Annotated in this window: 10 protein-coding genes and 1 pseudogene; 8 read left to right on the top strand and 3 right to left on the bottom strand. The window is 39.6% G+C overall.

The genetic code is table 11. From position 1 onward, the window contains the following. Nucleotides 1–19: 19 nt before the first annotated feature. The 3 genes from ASU00_RS26070 to ASU00_RS07840 form a co-directional block, all read right to left on the bottom strand. A partial coding sequence (locus ASU00_RS26070; protein WP_236712643.1) for a hypothetical protein occupies nucleotides 20–220 on the bottom strand: 201 nt, incomplete at its 5' end. 658 nt (nucleotides 221–878) lie between these two features. Beyond that, the gene (locus tag ASU00_RS07835) at nucleotides 879–1,478 is read right to left on the bottom strand and encodes an exonuclease domain-containing protein (protein WP_236712645.1); all 600 of its coding nucleotides are present in this window, start codon (nucleotides 1,476–1,478) and stop codon (nucleotides 879–881) included. Between the two features lie 234 nt (nucleotides 1,479–1,712). Then, complete coding sequence (locus ASU00_RS07840) at nucleotides 1,713–2,339, bottom strand: CAP domain-containing protein (protein ID WP_057912887.1); 627 nt, start codon at nucleotides 2,337–2,339, stop codon at nucleotides 1,713–1,715. A gap of 341 nt (nucleotides 2,340–2,680) precedes the next feature. On the opposite strand from ASU00_RS07840, the gene ASU00_RS07845 reads away from it, so the two are divergent. The 8 genes and pseudogenes from ASU00_RS07845 to ASU00_RS07875 all read left to right on the top strand — a co-directional run bounded on the left by ASU00_RS07845 (nucleotide 2,681) and on the right by ASU00_RS07875 (nucleotide 15,460). Further along, nucleotides 2,681–3,913 carry an NAD(P)/FAD-dependent oxidoreductase gene (locus tag ASU00_RS07845; protein WP_057912888.1) on the top strand — a complete coding sequence of 411 codons (1,233 nt, stop codon included), beginning with the start codon at nucleotides 2,681–2,683 and terminating at the stop codon, nucleotides 3,911–3,913. A gap of 64 nt (nucleotides 3,914–3,977) precedes the next feature. Next, a complete protein-coding gene (locus ASU00_RS07850) occupies nucleotides 3,978–4,538 on the top strand; it encodes a GNAT family N-acetyltransferase (RefSeq protein ID WP_057912889.1) in 561 nt (186 codons plus the stop codon). A 384-nt stretch (nucleotides 4,539–4,922) separates the two neighbouring features. Continuing rightward, complete coding sequence (locus ASU00_RS07855; protein ID WP_057912890.1) at nucleotides 4,923–5,711, top strand: hypothetical protein; 789 nt, start codon at nucleotides 4,923–4,925, stop codon at nucleotides 5,709–5,711. Between the two features lie 45 nt (nucleotides 5,712–5,756). Next, nucleotides 5,757–13,316 (top strand): DNRLRE domain-containing protein, encoded by a 7,560-nt coding sequence (locus ASU00_RS07860; protein WP_057912891.1) that lies wholly within the window; start codon nucleotides 5,757–5,759, stop codon nucleotides 13,314–13,316. A gap of 4 nt (nucleotides 13,317–13,320) precedes the next feature. Next, nucleotides 13,321–13,605 carry an immunity 53 family protein gene (locus ASU00_RS07865; RefSeq protein WP_057912892.1) on the top strand — a complete coding sequence of 95 codons (285 nt, stop codon included), beginning with the start codon at nucleotides 13,321–13,323 and terminating at the stop codon, nucleotides 13,603–13,605. A gap of 246 nt (nucleotides 13,606–13,851) precedes the next feature. Continuing rightward, a pseudogene (locus tag ASU00_RS24410) lies at nucleotides 13,852–14,382 on the top strand (polymorphic toxin-type HINT domain-containing protein); the annotation flags it as partial. Beyond that, a complete protein-coding gene (locus tag ASU00_RS07870) occupies nucleotides 14,315–14,809 on the top strand; it encodes an Imm26 family immunity protein (protein ID WP_152983707.1) in 495 nt (164 codons plus the stop codon). The pseudogene ASU00_RS24410 and the gene ASU00_RS07870, both read left to right, overlap by 68 nt. Nucleotides 14,810–15,085: 276 nt before the next feature. Further along, nucleotides 15,086–15,460, top strand: a complete 375-nt coding sequence (locus ASU00_RS07875; protein ID WP_057912893.1) for a DUF2750 domain-containing protein — start codon at nucleotides 15,086–15,088, stop codon at nucleotides 15,458–15,460. Nucleotides 15,461–16,200 lie beyond the last annotated feature (740 nt).

Here is a 16,200-nt window from a genome sequence, read left to right on the forward strand (position 1 = left end):
CGTTTCATTGCACTATGCATTAGAACGGAACGAAGATGTATCCAAGATTGCCTAAAGTTGAGGAAACTAAACTTAGTCCGTTCCATTGCACTACAGGCACTCCCTTTCCGCGGGCGGTCGGGGAGCCTCCTCGGCTGCGCACTTCACTTTTCAGCCTGCGGGGTCTCCCGAAGACGCGCATTTCCCGCAGGAGTGTCGTTGCCTTCCGTTCCATTCCACTNTTGTGTGAAAACGAGATGGAATCCTGACTACCCAAAGTATTGGAGAAGTTGTACTTCAATTGTTTCACTGCACTGCAGCGCTTAGCTTTCCACTGTCCGTCGGGTAGCCTCTTTGGCTGTGCCTGTGGGGGTCTCCCCATTGACCGTATTTCCCGCAGGAGTGTCGTTGCCTTCCGTTCCATTCCACTCTGTGTGAAAACGAGATGGAATCCTGACNTGCCCAGAGTATTGGAGAAGTTGTACTTCGATTGTTTCATTGCACTGCAGGCGCTCCCTTATCCAGAGGCGGTCCGTGAGCCTCCTCGGCGCTTGCGCTTGGATCTCCCCACAACAGCCTTTCCCGCAGGAGTGTAGCTGCCTTCCGTCATTCCACGTTGCATGAAAATTACGTTAGAACGAAAATGAGCTTGAGAATGCAAGGGAAAACAGCCTTTCAAGGAGGTGAAAGGCTGTTTTACGGATTGTGAGCTAGGATAGGATGCGAATGCTGAACGAAAAACAAACTGCGGAGTCCGAAGGGGGCTCGGCAGTTTGTTTAGAATCTAGGTTGTTACAACGACCCATAATCCATCTATTGAACACCTGATGTTTTAGTAGACTTTTGTATGTATGGTTGTTCTTGATGGCTTCATCAAGTGTGTGTAATCGATTTAACAATTATACCCTTGATTTTAGGGAAGCAGGTGCGTATTTTTTCATTGGGTTTTTAGCAATCACGTCTTTTAAATAAGGATGACCGGCTGGACCCGGTTTTCTCATAAGCTCCATTAAATAGGAGATATCATCCAGAGCCCGGTGGGTTTGGAAGTTGGTGATCCTATGTGCCTGCAGTAAGGTTAACAGTTTACTATTTTCGAAGCCGTATTGTTTCCAAGGTACATTTCGCATCGTGCAGAACCATTTTTGATCATTGACTTCGGGGTACATTTGGTAAAGAAAGCTTCTATCGAATGAAGCATTATGTGCAAAAATGTCATCGGCACGTGCGATGAAGGATTTGATTTTTTCATCGTGAAAGCTTTTTCCTTCAACTGTGCTAAAAGGAATGCCATGAATCCGGTATGCTTGATCATAATTCATTCTAGCTTGAAGACCAAGAGGTTCCCTTAAAAATGACTCCTGATCAATGTGTTTAATGATTTCCCCAGTTTCACTATCATAGGTGAACAATATAAGAGCAAGCTCAATTATTTCATCGGAAGTTGGACGCAAGCCCGTTGTTTCGACGTCGAGCACTAAACCTAATCTATTAGACAATTTTTTTTCCTCCAATTGGCTTTCTTGCATCTATTATAGCGGAATTGTGTTATCTATTGAAAGTGTGAGCTATTGTAAATGATTTGAGCTACCAAGCTGAAAATCATTCTCGTGAATTGAATGATAGAATGATATAACCAGGTACCAACTAAATGAATCGCTACAGGGGATTAGGCAGTGAGGAGTTGTTCTATCAACAAAAAAGAAGCGGCCATTTGCCGCTTCTTTAGGATCTTATTTCCCGATGAATTGCTGTGTCCAGTAATGGCTGTATTTTCCTCCAGTCGCATACCCTATTCCGATATGAGTATAGTTCTTATTTAGAATATTGGCCTTGTGCCCGGGGCTGTTCATCCAAGATTTCATAACGGATGCGCTGCTAGGCTGACCAGCTGCGATATTTTCACCTGCGTATTTGTAGGTAGTGCCAAATGATTTCATCATTTCGAAAGGCGAGCCATATGTAGGGCTTGTATGATTGAAATAATCATGATCCCGCATATCTTCGGATTTCAATGTTGCGGTATGGGAAAGGGAGGTATCCATTTCGACGTTTGGAAGACCAGCTTTGGAACGCTCTTCGTTAACTAAGCGGAGAATCTGTTGTTCTACCGTCTGATCATATTCTTGCTTTGCAGTTGGTTTGTCGCTAGGTAAATTGATCGTTTGACCGACTATAATTTGATTTGAATCGGTAATGGCTGGGTTTGTTTTAAGAATATCGGAAAGGCTCACATCATATTCAGTGGCAATTTTTGATAAAGTATCTCCTTGTACCACTTCGTGAGTATTGGCGCCTAAAGCTGCCGTCGGAGAAAGTAGCGATAGAGATAGTGCAGTGATAACAATCGTTTTCTTCATTTTGTTTCCTCCTAGGATAATATCTGGATTGAGAATCTAGTATCCTACAAAACTTCTTCTCTGTAAAACGAGGCCATACTTTCTCGTTGGAAGATTGGGAGAAAGGTAACGTATCATACGATGCAAAATAGGGGGCCATATAACTGGAAAGAAAAATGGTGAAGGATGTTTATGAGGCTTATTTTATAGACGAGGAGATGTATTCCATATAGAAAAAGAATCATTTTTATGTTTGCCAGCCACATTATTCAGGGTAAATAAGAAGTAGATGAAAAACAGGAAGTAGCTATATGGAACTAAAACGAACATGATCGTAATATTATGGCAAAGGTGGAGCTTGTATGGATTTGAAGGCAGGGAAAGTGTTTTGGAAGGATACCTTTAAAGCGAGGGAATATCCAAGTCTTGAGGAAGATCTTTCATGTGATGTTTGTATCGTGGGGAGTGGCTCATCTGGGGCGCACTGTGCCCATTTTTTAGCGGAGACAGGACTGAATGTCGTCCTCATCGATAAGCGTGATATATGTGAAGGCAGTACGATTGCGAATACCGGACTTCTTCAGTATTCGAATGATAAAACATTGACTTCGCTTCTTCATAGTTTCGGAGAAGAAGCTGGAACGCGTCATGTTCAGCTTTGTTTGGATGCGATTCGGACGCTTGAGAAAGAGGTTGTACCTTCACTCGCAGAAAATCCGGATTTTAAAATCAGGAAAAGTCTTTATTACGCATCAAGCCCGGAGGATGTTTCACTGCTGAAAGAAGAATATGAAAATCTTAAATCTCGTAATTTCCCCGTGGAATATTATGATGAAAAAGAGATTAAGGAAAAATTTTCGTTCTCAAAATCGGCTGCACTCGTTACGGGTAACGATGCGGAAATCAATCCTTATAAACATGCTCATTTTTTGATTGAAAATGCCTTTCACAAAGGAGTCCGCGTTTATTCCAATACTAAAATCAACGGAAAGGTATTAAAGGAAGATCAAACCGTGCTATTTACTGAAAACGGACATACAATCCGTGCACAGAAGGTCATCTTCGCCACAGGGTATGAAGCGCAGGAAGAGGTAAGGGACAAAAATGCAGTGATTCTCAGTTCATATGCCATCGCGACCAATCCGATTGCCGACCACGCAAAATGGTATGGTGATATGATGATTTGGGAAACGGAAAGGCCTTATTTATATGCAAGAAAAACGGCTGACAACCGGATTATCATAGGTGGACTTGACGAATCAACTGGTTTTATCGACAAGCGGAATTCGATGATCATCAACAAAAGAGATGAATTATTAAAAGAACTCGTCGCTTTATTTCCGGAATTACAAAGTCAAATCAAGGCAGATTATGCTTGGGGTGCTTTTTTTGGCGAGACACATGATGGCTTGCCGACAATCGGGATATATCCGGATCACCCGAATTGCTATTTCTTATTAGGGTACGGCGGAAATGGGACGGTATACAGTGTCATCCTTTCGCAAATCATCAGAGATCTGATCACAAAAGGAGCACATCCAGACTCGGCTTTGTACCTTAAAGAAAGGAAAATACAGAAAAGGATCGCCCATTAAGACAGGAATCTTTCCTTCAAGAGTAGAATAAAGTAGACAGCACAATATACGGAGGGGTTCTTCGATGTGGTTTAGGGAATTGGAAACGAAACGGCTCAGGTTAATTCAAATAGGCCATCAGCATTCGGAGAGTCTGTTCGACATTCTCTCAAGAGATGAGGTGACCAGGAATGGTGGGATAAATAGCTTAACTCACGTTGAAGATGCCCGCCGCCTAATCGACGCGTTTAAAAGTGCATTCATCAACAAACGGGGAATACGCTGGGGAGTGGTCTTGAAGGATTCGGGCAAATTCATCGGCACTGTTGGAATCAATCAATTGAGCCTGGCCAATAAACGCGCCGAAATAGGATATGAAATCCACCCTGATTATTGGAGGAAGCATTATACATCCGAAGCTGTCAATGAAGTATTACACTATTCTTTCGAAGAAATGAAATTGGTCCGGATCGCAGCTTTAACCTTCAAGGAAAATTTTGCCTCGGCAAATCTCTTGAAGAAGTTTGGATTTAAAGAGGAAGGCAGCCTCCGAAGTTATGTATTTCTTCATCACCAATCACACGATGCGGTGGTGTTTTCCTTGTTATGCGGTGAATACCGGAACTTATATCAACAAACGGTTTAATGATTTATTCCATTTTTCCATCACATATGAAAGGATGAGCTGGCCACTCGCGCCAGCTTTTTTTGTTGATGTTCCCTAAATTGTAATTGCCCCTATAGCAGCCTGTTTTCTCCTCGAAATGTATTTGCTTCTTTTCGTTCAAAAAAACTCTTAAGCCAACAACTAAAAAAGTATCGACCATAAAAAGACAGTTCAGGCTCGTTCATATCAACAAAACTGAAGTTAGTTACAACAAGGAATATAACGAAATGGCTTTGAAATCTATTTGACATCTTTGTAAAAATATATTAATAATAGAAAAGTAATACTTATGGATGGAAAAACAGGAAAAATAAGGTGGTTGATAGGTAAAAAGAAGGTAAAATTGAAAAAGGGGGATGTCCGATGAATAAAAAAACCGTATTAACCAGAAAGATATTGGCTGTTATCATTATTTTCAGTTTATTAATTCCATTGGTTCCGACAAACGTGTTTGCGCATGGAGATATGTTATCTAATTCGGAACATGTGAAAACGACAGAAAAAAATGATGGGAAATTAAAATCTCCAAGTAAAAAAGGTGAAGAGCGTAAGTACACTGAAAAGGTCAGTGAAATTAAAGAAAAAAGAAAAGCCGATGAAAAAACATTTTTAAACAGTGATTTGAGCTATTCCACAGAAGTGTACAACGGCCCAGTGCATTATCATGATTCAAAAAAAGAGTGGAAGCCTATAGATAATGAATTAGAGACGAATGATGAAGCAGACAAAAAGGATTTTAAATATAAAAATAAAAACAATAAGTTCTCTGCCAAATTGTCTACTTCTACTAAAAAGAAACAAATTGTGTCACTGAAATTCGGAAAAGAAAAATTGGGTTTTGGATTGGTTGATCCAAATGCAGCAAATGCAAGCATGAAAGACGGAAAAGCCATCTATAAAGATGTCTATCAAGATACAGATATCCATTACACGATGCTTCCGAACGGGATAAAAGAGGACATTATTTTACACAGCAAAAAAAGTGCGACCAGTTTTAAGTATTCGGTTCATGGCACACTAAAAGCAAAAAAAGTAGATAGATATATTGAATTCCTAGATAAAGATAATAACGTAGTATGGGAAATGCTTCCTCCTTTCATGGAAGATGCCGAAGGAGAATACTCCGAAGATATTGAATATTCAGTTATCTAAGTAGGCAAGAAGCAATTCATTCAAGTTGAAATCGATGAGAAATTCGTGAAAAATCCTGCCCGTGTTTTCCCCATCACTGTAGACCCAACCGTCAATATTGGCGGAACTGCCTCCAATACAAAAGATACCTACGTCATGAAGAAGTTCCCGACCATCAACTATTATAACAGTACCGAATTAAGAACTGGATTTACCGATTCGACTAGTACGACAAGGTCTTATATAGACTTCACCAACTCTTTACCGAACATGGGTGGAGGCTTATTAGTAAGTGCCGAATTAAAAGGTTATAAATTCAGCCAACCAACAACTCCTATCAATACGAATGTATATGCGCAACGCGTGACCTCAAGCTGGTCCTCCACGGGTGTTACGTGGAATAAGCAGCCCTCGATCGATACGGCAAAATCATATGGAAGTACCGCTGTCAATGGAAGCAATGGCTGGTATAACTTTAACCTTACAGATCTTGTGGATCAGTGGTATAAAGGGAAAGTTCCAAATTATGGTGTCGTGTTAAAATCATCTTCCGAAGGCACTCTAGGAACATATCGAAAGTTTTACTCTTCCGATTATTCCTCCAAACAGCCCTATCTTTCTGTCACCTATTCAGGTGTGCCAAGCGCTCCTACAGGATCAGCCGTCGGAAACGGAGTGAATTCAGGTACAGGCTATGCAAATCTAAGCTGGACACCTGTCGCAGGAGCTACAGGAGCTACAGGCTATAAAGTCCTTGTTTTTAATGGAAAAGATTACGAAGAAATAAATGTAGGAAATGTGACATCCTGGTCAACAAAAGGGAAGAAAATATGGCCAACGGCTGCACAAATCGCAGCTGGGAGCTTCAATTTGCGTTTAAATGGAACGGGAACTGAGCTAGCGGATGATCCTAGGCCAGTTTACAAGAATTCTAAAGGAACGTACCAAAATAACAAAAATTACTGGTTCCGGATCAAGGCATACAATAAATATGGGGATAGTGCACAATCCGCCCAATTCACTCCAACGATTGCTGATCAAACGGCACCAACCAAACCTGGTAAACCAACGATTTCAAGTCATTTAGACTCGAATTTCAAATTCACTTGGGCAGCCTCGACGGATTCCAATTCCGGGGTGAAGGGGTATCAGGTATATGTGGGAACCGCTGCTGGGAAAACCGATGTTGTCAATGGCACTTTAGTGACGCAAAACTCTTTCACTTTGCCAAAAGCGGTTGCCCGTACCACTTACCATATGTATGTCCGTGCAGTCGACAATCAAGGAAACTATATCAATTCAGATTCCTCGTCAGGTATAGCGCGAAAGCAACTGGATGCGTCCATCGTCAGTTACACGATTCCTCCGCAAATGGAAGCGAGCGGTGATTACAATGTAGCGATCACGGTGAAAAATGAAGGAATCGAGACATGGACCAATTCCGAAGGCTTCATGCTCGGATCAACGGCAACGAATGATCCATTCTCCAATAATGCCAGGTTAACGCTGACAAACTCAGAATCAATCAGCACTTCCAAAACAAAGACATTTAACGTGAAGCTTAACGGCGGTAAAAAAACCGGTGATTATAGCAGTCAATGGCAAATGCTGAAGTTGAAAACGGGAATGTTCGGCGATCAAATATCCCAAAAAGTCAAAGTCGTTGATACAACCCCGGCAGCAGGGGAAATTGTCATTAATCACGGCGCAAAGGTAACGAATACGCCTAACGTGACTTTAAATCTAGCATCCTCCGATAATAGCAATAGTGACATTTCCCAAAGGTTTAGAAATGAACTAGCAAACTGGACAGCTTATGAAAAACAAGCGAAAACGAAAGCGTGGACCTTATCAGGCGGCAATGGAGAAAAAAACGTATCTGTCATGTTTAAGGATGGTTCAGGTAATGAATCAAAAGCTTATTCCGAGAAAATCCTACTAGATGCAACCTTACCAACTGCGAAATTAACCTTTCCCGCTACATTGGATTATCTTAATGGAATAACGGAAATACATGGTTGGGCAACAGATAATGATGATATGGACGAATACGTGCTAAGCTATGGAAAAGGCGAGTCTCCTCAAGCGTGGACTCAAATTTCCAAGAAATACGATGATATAAAAGATGGGATTTTAGGCAAATGGGATGTAACCGGCTTGGAAACTGGACTATATACAATCCAGTTGAATGTACGCGATAAAGCAAGCAATACATCGATCGCCACAAAAAAAGTATGGGTCGATCCGTTACAGTCGATGCTCGGAATAGAAGATTTTTGGGCTTATACGAGCACGGAAACGGGATATGGAGAAAGCAAGACGAATCTTGCCAATGGGAATCTACATTTGTCTTATACAGATAGCTCTGTAAAAGGACGAGGGCTGGATACAACGATAATCCGTTCATATAACAGTCAAGATTATCAGCAAACTTTACTAGGCAAAGGATGGAGACTGGACGTTCATATTTCTCTAACTGAAGAGTCAAACGGGGATATCCGTCTATATGATGAAGACGGGTCAAGGCACATCTTCAAAAAGAATGTGAATGGCACGTATAGTTCCCCGCAGGGAGTCAATCGAAACTTGGTCAAAACCAGTAGCGGGAATTATACGTTAACCGATCTAGATGAAGCAGGAATGATCCAAACCTTTAATGCTAAGGGTCAACTTACATCAATTGAAGATAAAAATGGAAACAAAAATTCAGTTTCTTATGATGGAAATAGCATTAAAGAAATCGTTGATTCTACTGGGAGAATTACAACCTTCTCTTATACGGATAAACTGTTAAGTGCAATTACCGATAGCACCGGAGCAACGATTAAATACATTCATGAAAATCAAGCACTTACAAAGGTTGAATACCAGGATAAGGACAAAAAACTAGTTCGGTCTTTAAATTATGAATATGACGGAATGGGCAAGTTAAAGAAATATATCAATCCTAATAAAAACGCCATTTCTTACGATTATAATGGACACCGACTCATCAGTACGGAACGGCAATTCTCCTCTTATAACGCCAAGGGGAATAAGAAAAACAATCCGTCCATCGTGAAAGAATCGTTTGTGTATGATCTACAGAAACGAACAACAAGAGTTTCTACATCAGGTAAATATAAGATTACCACTTCTGAATATGAAACGAATGACAAGGGGAATTTGCATAAAACGATCGATGACCCTGATGGCCTAAAGGTAACAAGCAGGAATGTGTATGATCAAAACAAAATCAAAGATTCCTTTGATGGCAAGGGATATAAAACGTCCTTTACGTACGATGACCGTGGGAATATTTTAACGAAAATCGAACCAACTACAAAAGATATCGAAGGCAATAGCACGACTCCTTTAACTAAATATGAATATAAACCTGGCACAAGTCTATTGACGAAAGAAATAGATGCCTTGGGCCGGGTCACAAGTCATGATTATGATGCAAAAGGAAACCGGTTATGGACCGTTGATGCAGAAGGTTTCAAGGATTCATTTAAATACGATAAATTCGGAAATTTGACGGAAAGCTCCTCAGAGAGAGGTCCATTATATGCGGCCGTTCCCAACTTTAGCTTTGAAGCGGGTGAAGGCACATCCATTTCAAATTGGAAGAGTTCGGGCAGTGCATCCTACCAAACAACTGAAAAAAGAACAGGAACGAGAAGCGTTTCCATAACAGGTTCGATAGAATCGGAGCATCTGCCGATTAAACCAGGAAAACTACCTGTACGTGGATTGGCATGGACAAAAGGATCAGGGGCGATAGTTTCTGCTCAATTTTATGATTCGTCCAAGAAATTAATTAGCACCAAATCCAGCGCAGCATCAACTGGATCTGGATGGAATTTACAACATATAGGTGCAGCGATTCCTACGAACGCTTCCTTCATTACCGTGAAAATACAAGCTGGATCATCTAATATCAACGTAGATGATGTGAGATTGGAAGAAAGTGATTTTACTACTCGAACTGTTTACGATTCAAGCGGTCTGCATGGAATAGAATCATATGATCCTTATGGAAAGAAAATGACATTTGAGTTCGATGCAGCTGGAAACAAAATGAAAGAAACGAATGAATTGGGACAAACAGCAAGATTTTCTTATAACCTGGATAATCAAATAACCGAACAAATCGATAGACTGGGAAAAATAACGAAATATCAATATGACGGTGTAGGCAATTTATTGAAGGAAACGGATGCACTTGGTCAGGCGGTAGAGTATGAATTTGATGAACAAAATCATCAAATCGTTGTACGGAACCCGAAAGTCACAAAGAAAGCTTATGATTTCCAAAAGCCTCTTCCTCCTAACATAACGAATAGTACAGAAATCGATGAATATAACGAGCTCGGTGAAAAAATAGCTGAAAAAGATGGCAACGGGTACGTTAATATCTATGAATATGATCCTTTGGGAAGACTCATCAAAAGTATCGACCCATTAGCCAATCAACTGCGAATGACGTATGATGCAAATGATAATAAGGTAACGGAAGAGAATTTCGCATATGATACAAAAACTTCCACCCTTTATTCAAAAGGAAAAACACATTATCGGTACGATGAACAAAATCGCCTGAAGGCTTACTCCGATCCGACCAAAGACCAAAACACCTTGGTGGAACAAAGCAAGTATGATGCTGTCGGTAATGTTGTCAAATCCATATCCGGTACAGGGGACTGGGTCAGTTATGAATATGATAAGAATGACAAAGCCATCTACAGTAAAGATTCTTCCAGTCCAGCAGTGGAAACGTGGACGCTTTACGACGGCCTCGGGAACGAAGCGATTGCCTTTGATAAATTAGGCGCAACACATTATATTTACGAAGCCAATGGACAATTAAAGGATGTAGTCGATACAGACGGAAAATATACGACATACTCCTATAATGCTGCAGGAGATAAAACGAAACTTGTAGATGCCACTGGTGCCGTAACAGAGTGGGAATACGATCAAGAGGGTCAACTGAAAACCGAGAAAAAAGCAGTGACCGATCCAACTTCCGGTGAATCTACGACACAAGTATCTTCCTTTGAATATGACTCTATTGGTCAAGTGAAAAAGAAAAGCTTGAAAGAAATAAATGGCTCCAAGACAACCGTTTCTAAAGAAGTCACCTATGAATATGATGAGTTAAGCAGACTTGTAAAAGAAACGGGCTGTAATGTGGAAGACGGGAAAATAACGGAAAACCGTTTTCTCCATGATAATAATAGCAATGTGACGCATACATGGGTATACGATGAGAGTAATCCCGTCCCAGTAGCGGTGGATCCAGATGGTGATGGGTTCTTTAACAGTGAAACCGTCTCTGAATATGACGCCAATAACCGCCTAATTTCAGAAACGATTTCACACACGGATACACAGACGACGACGAGATATGACGAAAAAGACAATAAAGAGATATTGAGCAACGCCCTCGGTGATACGGTCATTACGTATGATGACAATGATCGGATGACAAAGATCCTGACACCGAATTTTGATACCTATCATTATGAATATTTAGTCGATGATTCGTTATCCAAAGTAAAAGCGCCTGGAGTAGAAACATCGATCAGCTATAATGGCGGTTCTAAAGTGAAGTCCTTGAAGGCTGTAAGTCAAAAGGATCAGAGCGTGCTTTTTGACCTTCAATATCAGCATTCCGATACAGAACAAATCACGCAAATCTCCGATAAAGGAAAGATAAAGAAGAAATACACCTATTCAACAAAAGGGCAGCTTGAAACCGTTGAAGCAGATGGAAAGAAGCTTAAATATAGCTATGATGCCAACTCAAATCTGGTTAAAACGGAAAATGTAACATCGGGCAAGGTCGCTGCCACGTATACCTATACGACCGACAATCGGATTCTCCAGAAAAAAGAGTATAACGAAACATCAGGTGCGCTTCTCCGGACGACTGATTATGTCCATAATCCTGTCGGGATGCTAGCGAAAGTTACGATCAAAGAAGGAGCAAACACGACGGTAACCGATTACGGCTACAATAGTGATGATCAACTAGTGAAGGTCAATCAAACCGTGAACGGCAAGAAAAAACCTACCATCGCCTATGAATATGATACTGATGGAAACCGCATTGCCAAAGATGTGAACGATGGAACGAAAAACACGCACTATCATTACCATCGGGATACAAATGGTGAGTTATTCCTGGAAAGTATAGAAGGAATCAAAAGGGAAGACAAAATTAAATATCATCGTGATTCAGATGGGAATTTATTAAGCTTTAGCTTAAATGATGTTGTCTATTACTATCAATTTAATGCACGCGGAGACGTCATCGCCCTAACCGATAAAGCAGGCAACACGAAAGCGACCTATGAGTATGATGAATGGGGTAATGTTACAGCCATTACTGGTGACAAGGAAATAGCGAATACAAACATTTACCGTTACGTAGGGAAGTATGGCGTCATGTATGATGCCGATACCAACCTGTACTTAATGGGATGGAGAGATTATGACGCTTCGATCGGACGCTTTATCGTTCCTGATGAATACGAAGGCACGGAAGAAGACCCAACTTCCCTTAATCGCTATCTTTATGCGGATGCCGATCCAGTCAATAACATCGACCCGGATGGCCATGCACCAAAATGGCTGCAAAAAGGCTGGAAAGCAACGAAGAAATACTCGAAAAAAGGGTATAATGCCTATATAGGCAATGATATCAAAACCATCAAAAACCCGAAATCCAAATGGTATCAAAAGGCTGGAGCAACCGTATCGATCGCAAGCAACTTCATTCCAGGTGCCGGTCAAGCCAAATGGGCCGCCAAAGGCGCGATCAGTGCAGTCAAGTACGGAAAGAAAGCGAAGAAGATAAAGAAATTCCCAGCCGCTTCCGTCAAAAAATCCAAATCAAAACGCAACGTATCTGCGAGCAAAAAGTGCAATTGCTTCACCCTAGGAACCACCGTACTCACCAAAGATGGCGAAAAATCCATCGAAGACATTCAAATAGGCGACCTGGTCCTTGCAAAAGATGAAGAAACTGGAGACCAAGATTACAAAGAAGTAGAATGGTTATACGAACGAGATGTGGATGTTATTTATGAAATCCATATTGGAAATGAAATCATCGAAACGACCGACGAACATCCATTTTGGATCGTTGGCGAAGGCTGGGTAGAAGCTAAAAACCTTGTAGCTGGAGATCTGGTCGAGACGAATGATGGCAACACCATCAGAATTGACACAATCCAAATCGTCCAAAAGCAAGAAACCGTCTATAACTTCAAGGTTAAGGATTATTACTCTTATTATGTTTCTGATTTGGGGATTTGGACGCATAATAGTTGTAAAAAACTAAAGAGTTCAAATCATTTAAAAGCTGATTCTACCGCCACTGGGGCACATTCTGTGTTTAAAAAAAATAAAAAAGGAACTATAACCAAGTATGAAACTTACAAGCAACAAACAAACCTTAGAAATCCAAATCCTTGGGTCAAGGTAAAAAGGTATGATGGTAATGGTCCAACACATTTTGATAAGAAAAGAAATAAAGCAATAGACACTCCGCATGTTCATATGTTTAATAGAAAAGGAAACGAGTACAGTGTTAGATCTGCTCGACCAAAAGAGAAACCAAAACAGAGAAGGTAATTATATGAATACACTAAAATGGCTTGAAAGCTGGTTTATGCAAAATTGTGATGGAGAGTGGGAACATAATAACGGTATTAAAGTATTGACATTAGACAATCCTGGTTGGTTAATTGAAATTGATCTTGAAGGGACAGATTGTGAAGAGAAGTTTTTTAAGGATTTTAGAGTCGAAAACTCTGATGAAGATTGGATTTATTGTAAAGTAAGAGATAATAAATTCTTAGGGTATGGAAGTGTTAATAATTTGACTGATATTTTAGAAGTATTCAAAAAATGGGTAAAATAAATAAAGATATTTTTTCTATGAACGGTAAATGTATAAATATAAAGCAATAAGTGATTTGGGTTGCAACTCTTATTACTCCTATTCAATTTAAATTCTCAACCAGCATGGGTCCTGGACGAAAATATAAGAATTAAAAAAACAATATTTTGAAAAACCTTGATGGTCCAAATGGCTATCAAGGTTTTTCTGTAAATATTGTAAACAAAAGAAATAATCAAGAGCCAATAAACCGAAACAACGGACGAACATCCATTTTGGATCGTTGGCGAAGGCTGGGTAGAAGCCAAAAACCTTGTAGCTGGAGATCTGGTCGAGACGAATGATGGCAACACCATAAGAATTGACACAATCCAAACCGTCCAAAAGCAAGAAACCGTCTATAACTTCAAGGTGAAAGATTATCACTCTTATTATGTCTCTGATTTGGGGATCTGGACGCATAATAGTTGTGAAAGAACGTATCAAACATACACTAAGAAACATAAAAAAACAGGGAAGGTCTATACTGGTAGAACAAGTGGAACAGGAACCCCTTTTCAAAATATAGCAAACAGAGATAGAAACCATCACAGGAATAAAGCGGGGTTTGGAAAAGCAAGACTTGATAAATCATCTAAGAATAAAGATGCAATACGTGGACGAGAACAGTTACTTATTGAAAAATTTGGTGGCGCTCAATCAAAAGGAGGAACATCGGGAAATAAAATTAATGGAATATCTGATCAAAATAAAAAACGGAAAAAATATATTAAAGCTGCAAAAAGGGAGTTTAGATAAATTGAAAGTTAAAAAGAAACGCGTGAAAATTGGTAATGTTTATGCTATTCCTCTGCCAGACAAAAAGTATGCATTTGGAAAAGTCTATAAGGATGCCTGTATTGGCATATATAAAGAAATAGGTAACACAATTGAAGAACTTCCAAAAAAAGAAGAATTTGATTTTATTGTAGGAGTGTATCAAGATATACTAAAATCAGGAAAATGGGCACTTGTTGATTATCGAGAATTTCCTTCTGAAGAGGAAGCATGGCCACCAGAAATGAGTGTTTATGACACTATTGCTGGGACCTATTCTATCTATTACAAAGGAGAAATTTCACCATCTACTGAAAAAAAATGTATAGACTTAGAACAAGCTGCGGTATGGGAGGAAGAACATATAATTGATAGGATCATGGGCGATGACAAGTGGAATTGCGATTAATATCGAAAACTACTATCTTGAATAAAAAAATCGAATATTTTACTATTGGAGGCGCAGGAGGAAGTACTCTACAACGGAAAGTTATTTTCCTGACGTTTTCCCTATTCTATAACGTAATTGCTTTCTGTAAGTTATTGATTTAACAAGAAGGCAGTTGACATGAAAGGTGCAGCATATGAAAATGACTAATTTTATGAATAAATGTGTCTTCATGCAAGAAATTGTTAAGATGAGCACGACTGCAACGAAGAGAAATAATAACGGAAGTGATTTTAATTGAATAACAAAGAGGTTGAAGTAGTTAAAAATCTCCCTGCTCCAAAAAGGTATGAGTACTTTATAAAGAAAGTAGCTGACTTTGAGGAGGTATGGGGCTTGTTCAATGGTGGGTGGGCAATCTCAAAAGATGATGATGGGAATTCTTTAATGCCCTTTTGGCCGAAAAAAGAATTTGTAAATTTTTGTGCAGTTGGTGATTGGGAGAATTATCAAGCTGAACAGATAGAACTTGATGATTTTATTCATGATTGGTTACCAGGGTTGAAGGAAGATGGTATAAAACCTTCAATATTTTGGAACAATGCAGATTCTGTAGTATTAGAAATTGATATATTAATTTTAGATTTAGAAGAAGAGTTAAAGATATATTAATTTTAAAAATCTTGATTGGAAACAACCTTTCAAGGTTTCTTTTTGTGCGCCAAGCATAGGTGCAGGCTAGAATTGTGGAGGGAAAAGTAGCAATAATTTAATACAAGGGTGCCCTTGTCGACGCGATAGCTGAAGGAAGCGAGCTTTTATGGAGGTAATAAAGTATGAAGCTGAAAGGGCCTGTGTTTATGCTGAGACTTCGAGGGCTGTGATTTTTTTCACGAAGATTCTTCATGTTTTGTCGGGCAATTTGCTGAAGTTATAACAGTCTTAAAGGATTATTCAGAAAAACAATGAATGGTGCGTTTTTGATGTATTGGGTTCAAGTCATTTATCTGTTTTGATTTTTTCCAAAAAATGCTTAAGAACTTTGCATCGATTTTTCGTATATTGAGGTATACGGAATGGAAAGGGAGGTTCAGAATATTTTATTGAATCAAATTAGACGACTTTCGTAATAATTGGAAGTGAAAGGGTGTACCTTTCAATTTTTTTAAATCCATATCGACCAGATCACGGAGCTATCATTAGCTATATGTACTCAATCGTAAGAGAGGGTGTGGATTTTCCTCTATTAAAGGAGTGGACATGAAGGAACAAAATAATAAGGGGATGAAAGCCCTAAACCTCCAAATTGATTCTAGTCTAGGGGCGAAGGAGAATTAAGATAAAATAAGCTTTTTATTGATTAACACGTTATGGTACTAAAATATATCAAATGAATGAAAATTATTTTCTGG

Source organism: Peribacillus muralis (genome assembly GCF_001439925.1).
In the GTDB taxonomy this organism is placed as follows: domain Bacteria; phylum Bacillota; class Bacilli; order Bacillales; family DSM-1321; genus Peribacillus; species Peribacillus muralis.

Bases quoted from the DNA above. Each gene is read 5' to 3' on its own strand.
- ASU00_RS07870 (WP_152983707.1), top strand. From the start codon at position 14,315: ATGGAATATCTGATCAAAATAAAAAACGGAAAAAATATATTAAAGCTG.
- ASU00_RS07845 (WP_057912888.1), top strand. From the start codon at position 2,681: ATGGATTTGAAGGCAGGGAAAGTGTTTTGGAAGGATACCTTTAAAGCG.
- ASU00_RS07855 (WP_057912890.1), top strand. From the start codon at position 4,923: ATGAATAAAAAAACCGTATTAACCAGAAAGATATTGGCTGTTATCATT.
- ASU00_RS07840 (WP_057912887.1), bottom strand. From the start codon at position 2,339: ATGAAGAAAACGATTGTTATCACTGCACTATCTCTATCGCTACTTTCT.
- ASU00_RS07865 (WP_057912892.1), top strand. From the start codon at position 13,321: ATGAATACACTAAAATGGCTTGAAAGCTGGTTTATGCAAAATTGTGAT.
- ASU00_RS07850 (WP_057912889.1), top strand. From the start codon at position 3,978: ATGTGGTTTAGGGAATTGGAAACGAAACGGCTCAGGTTAATTCAAATA.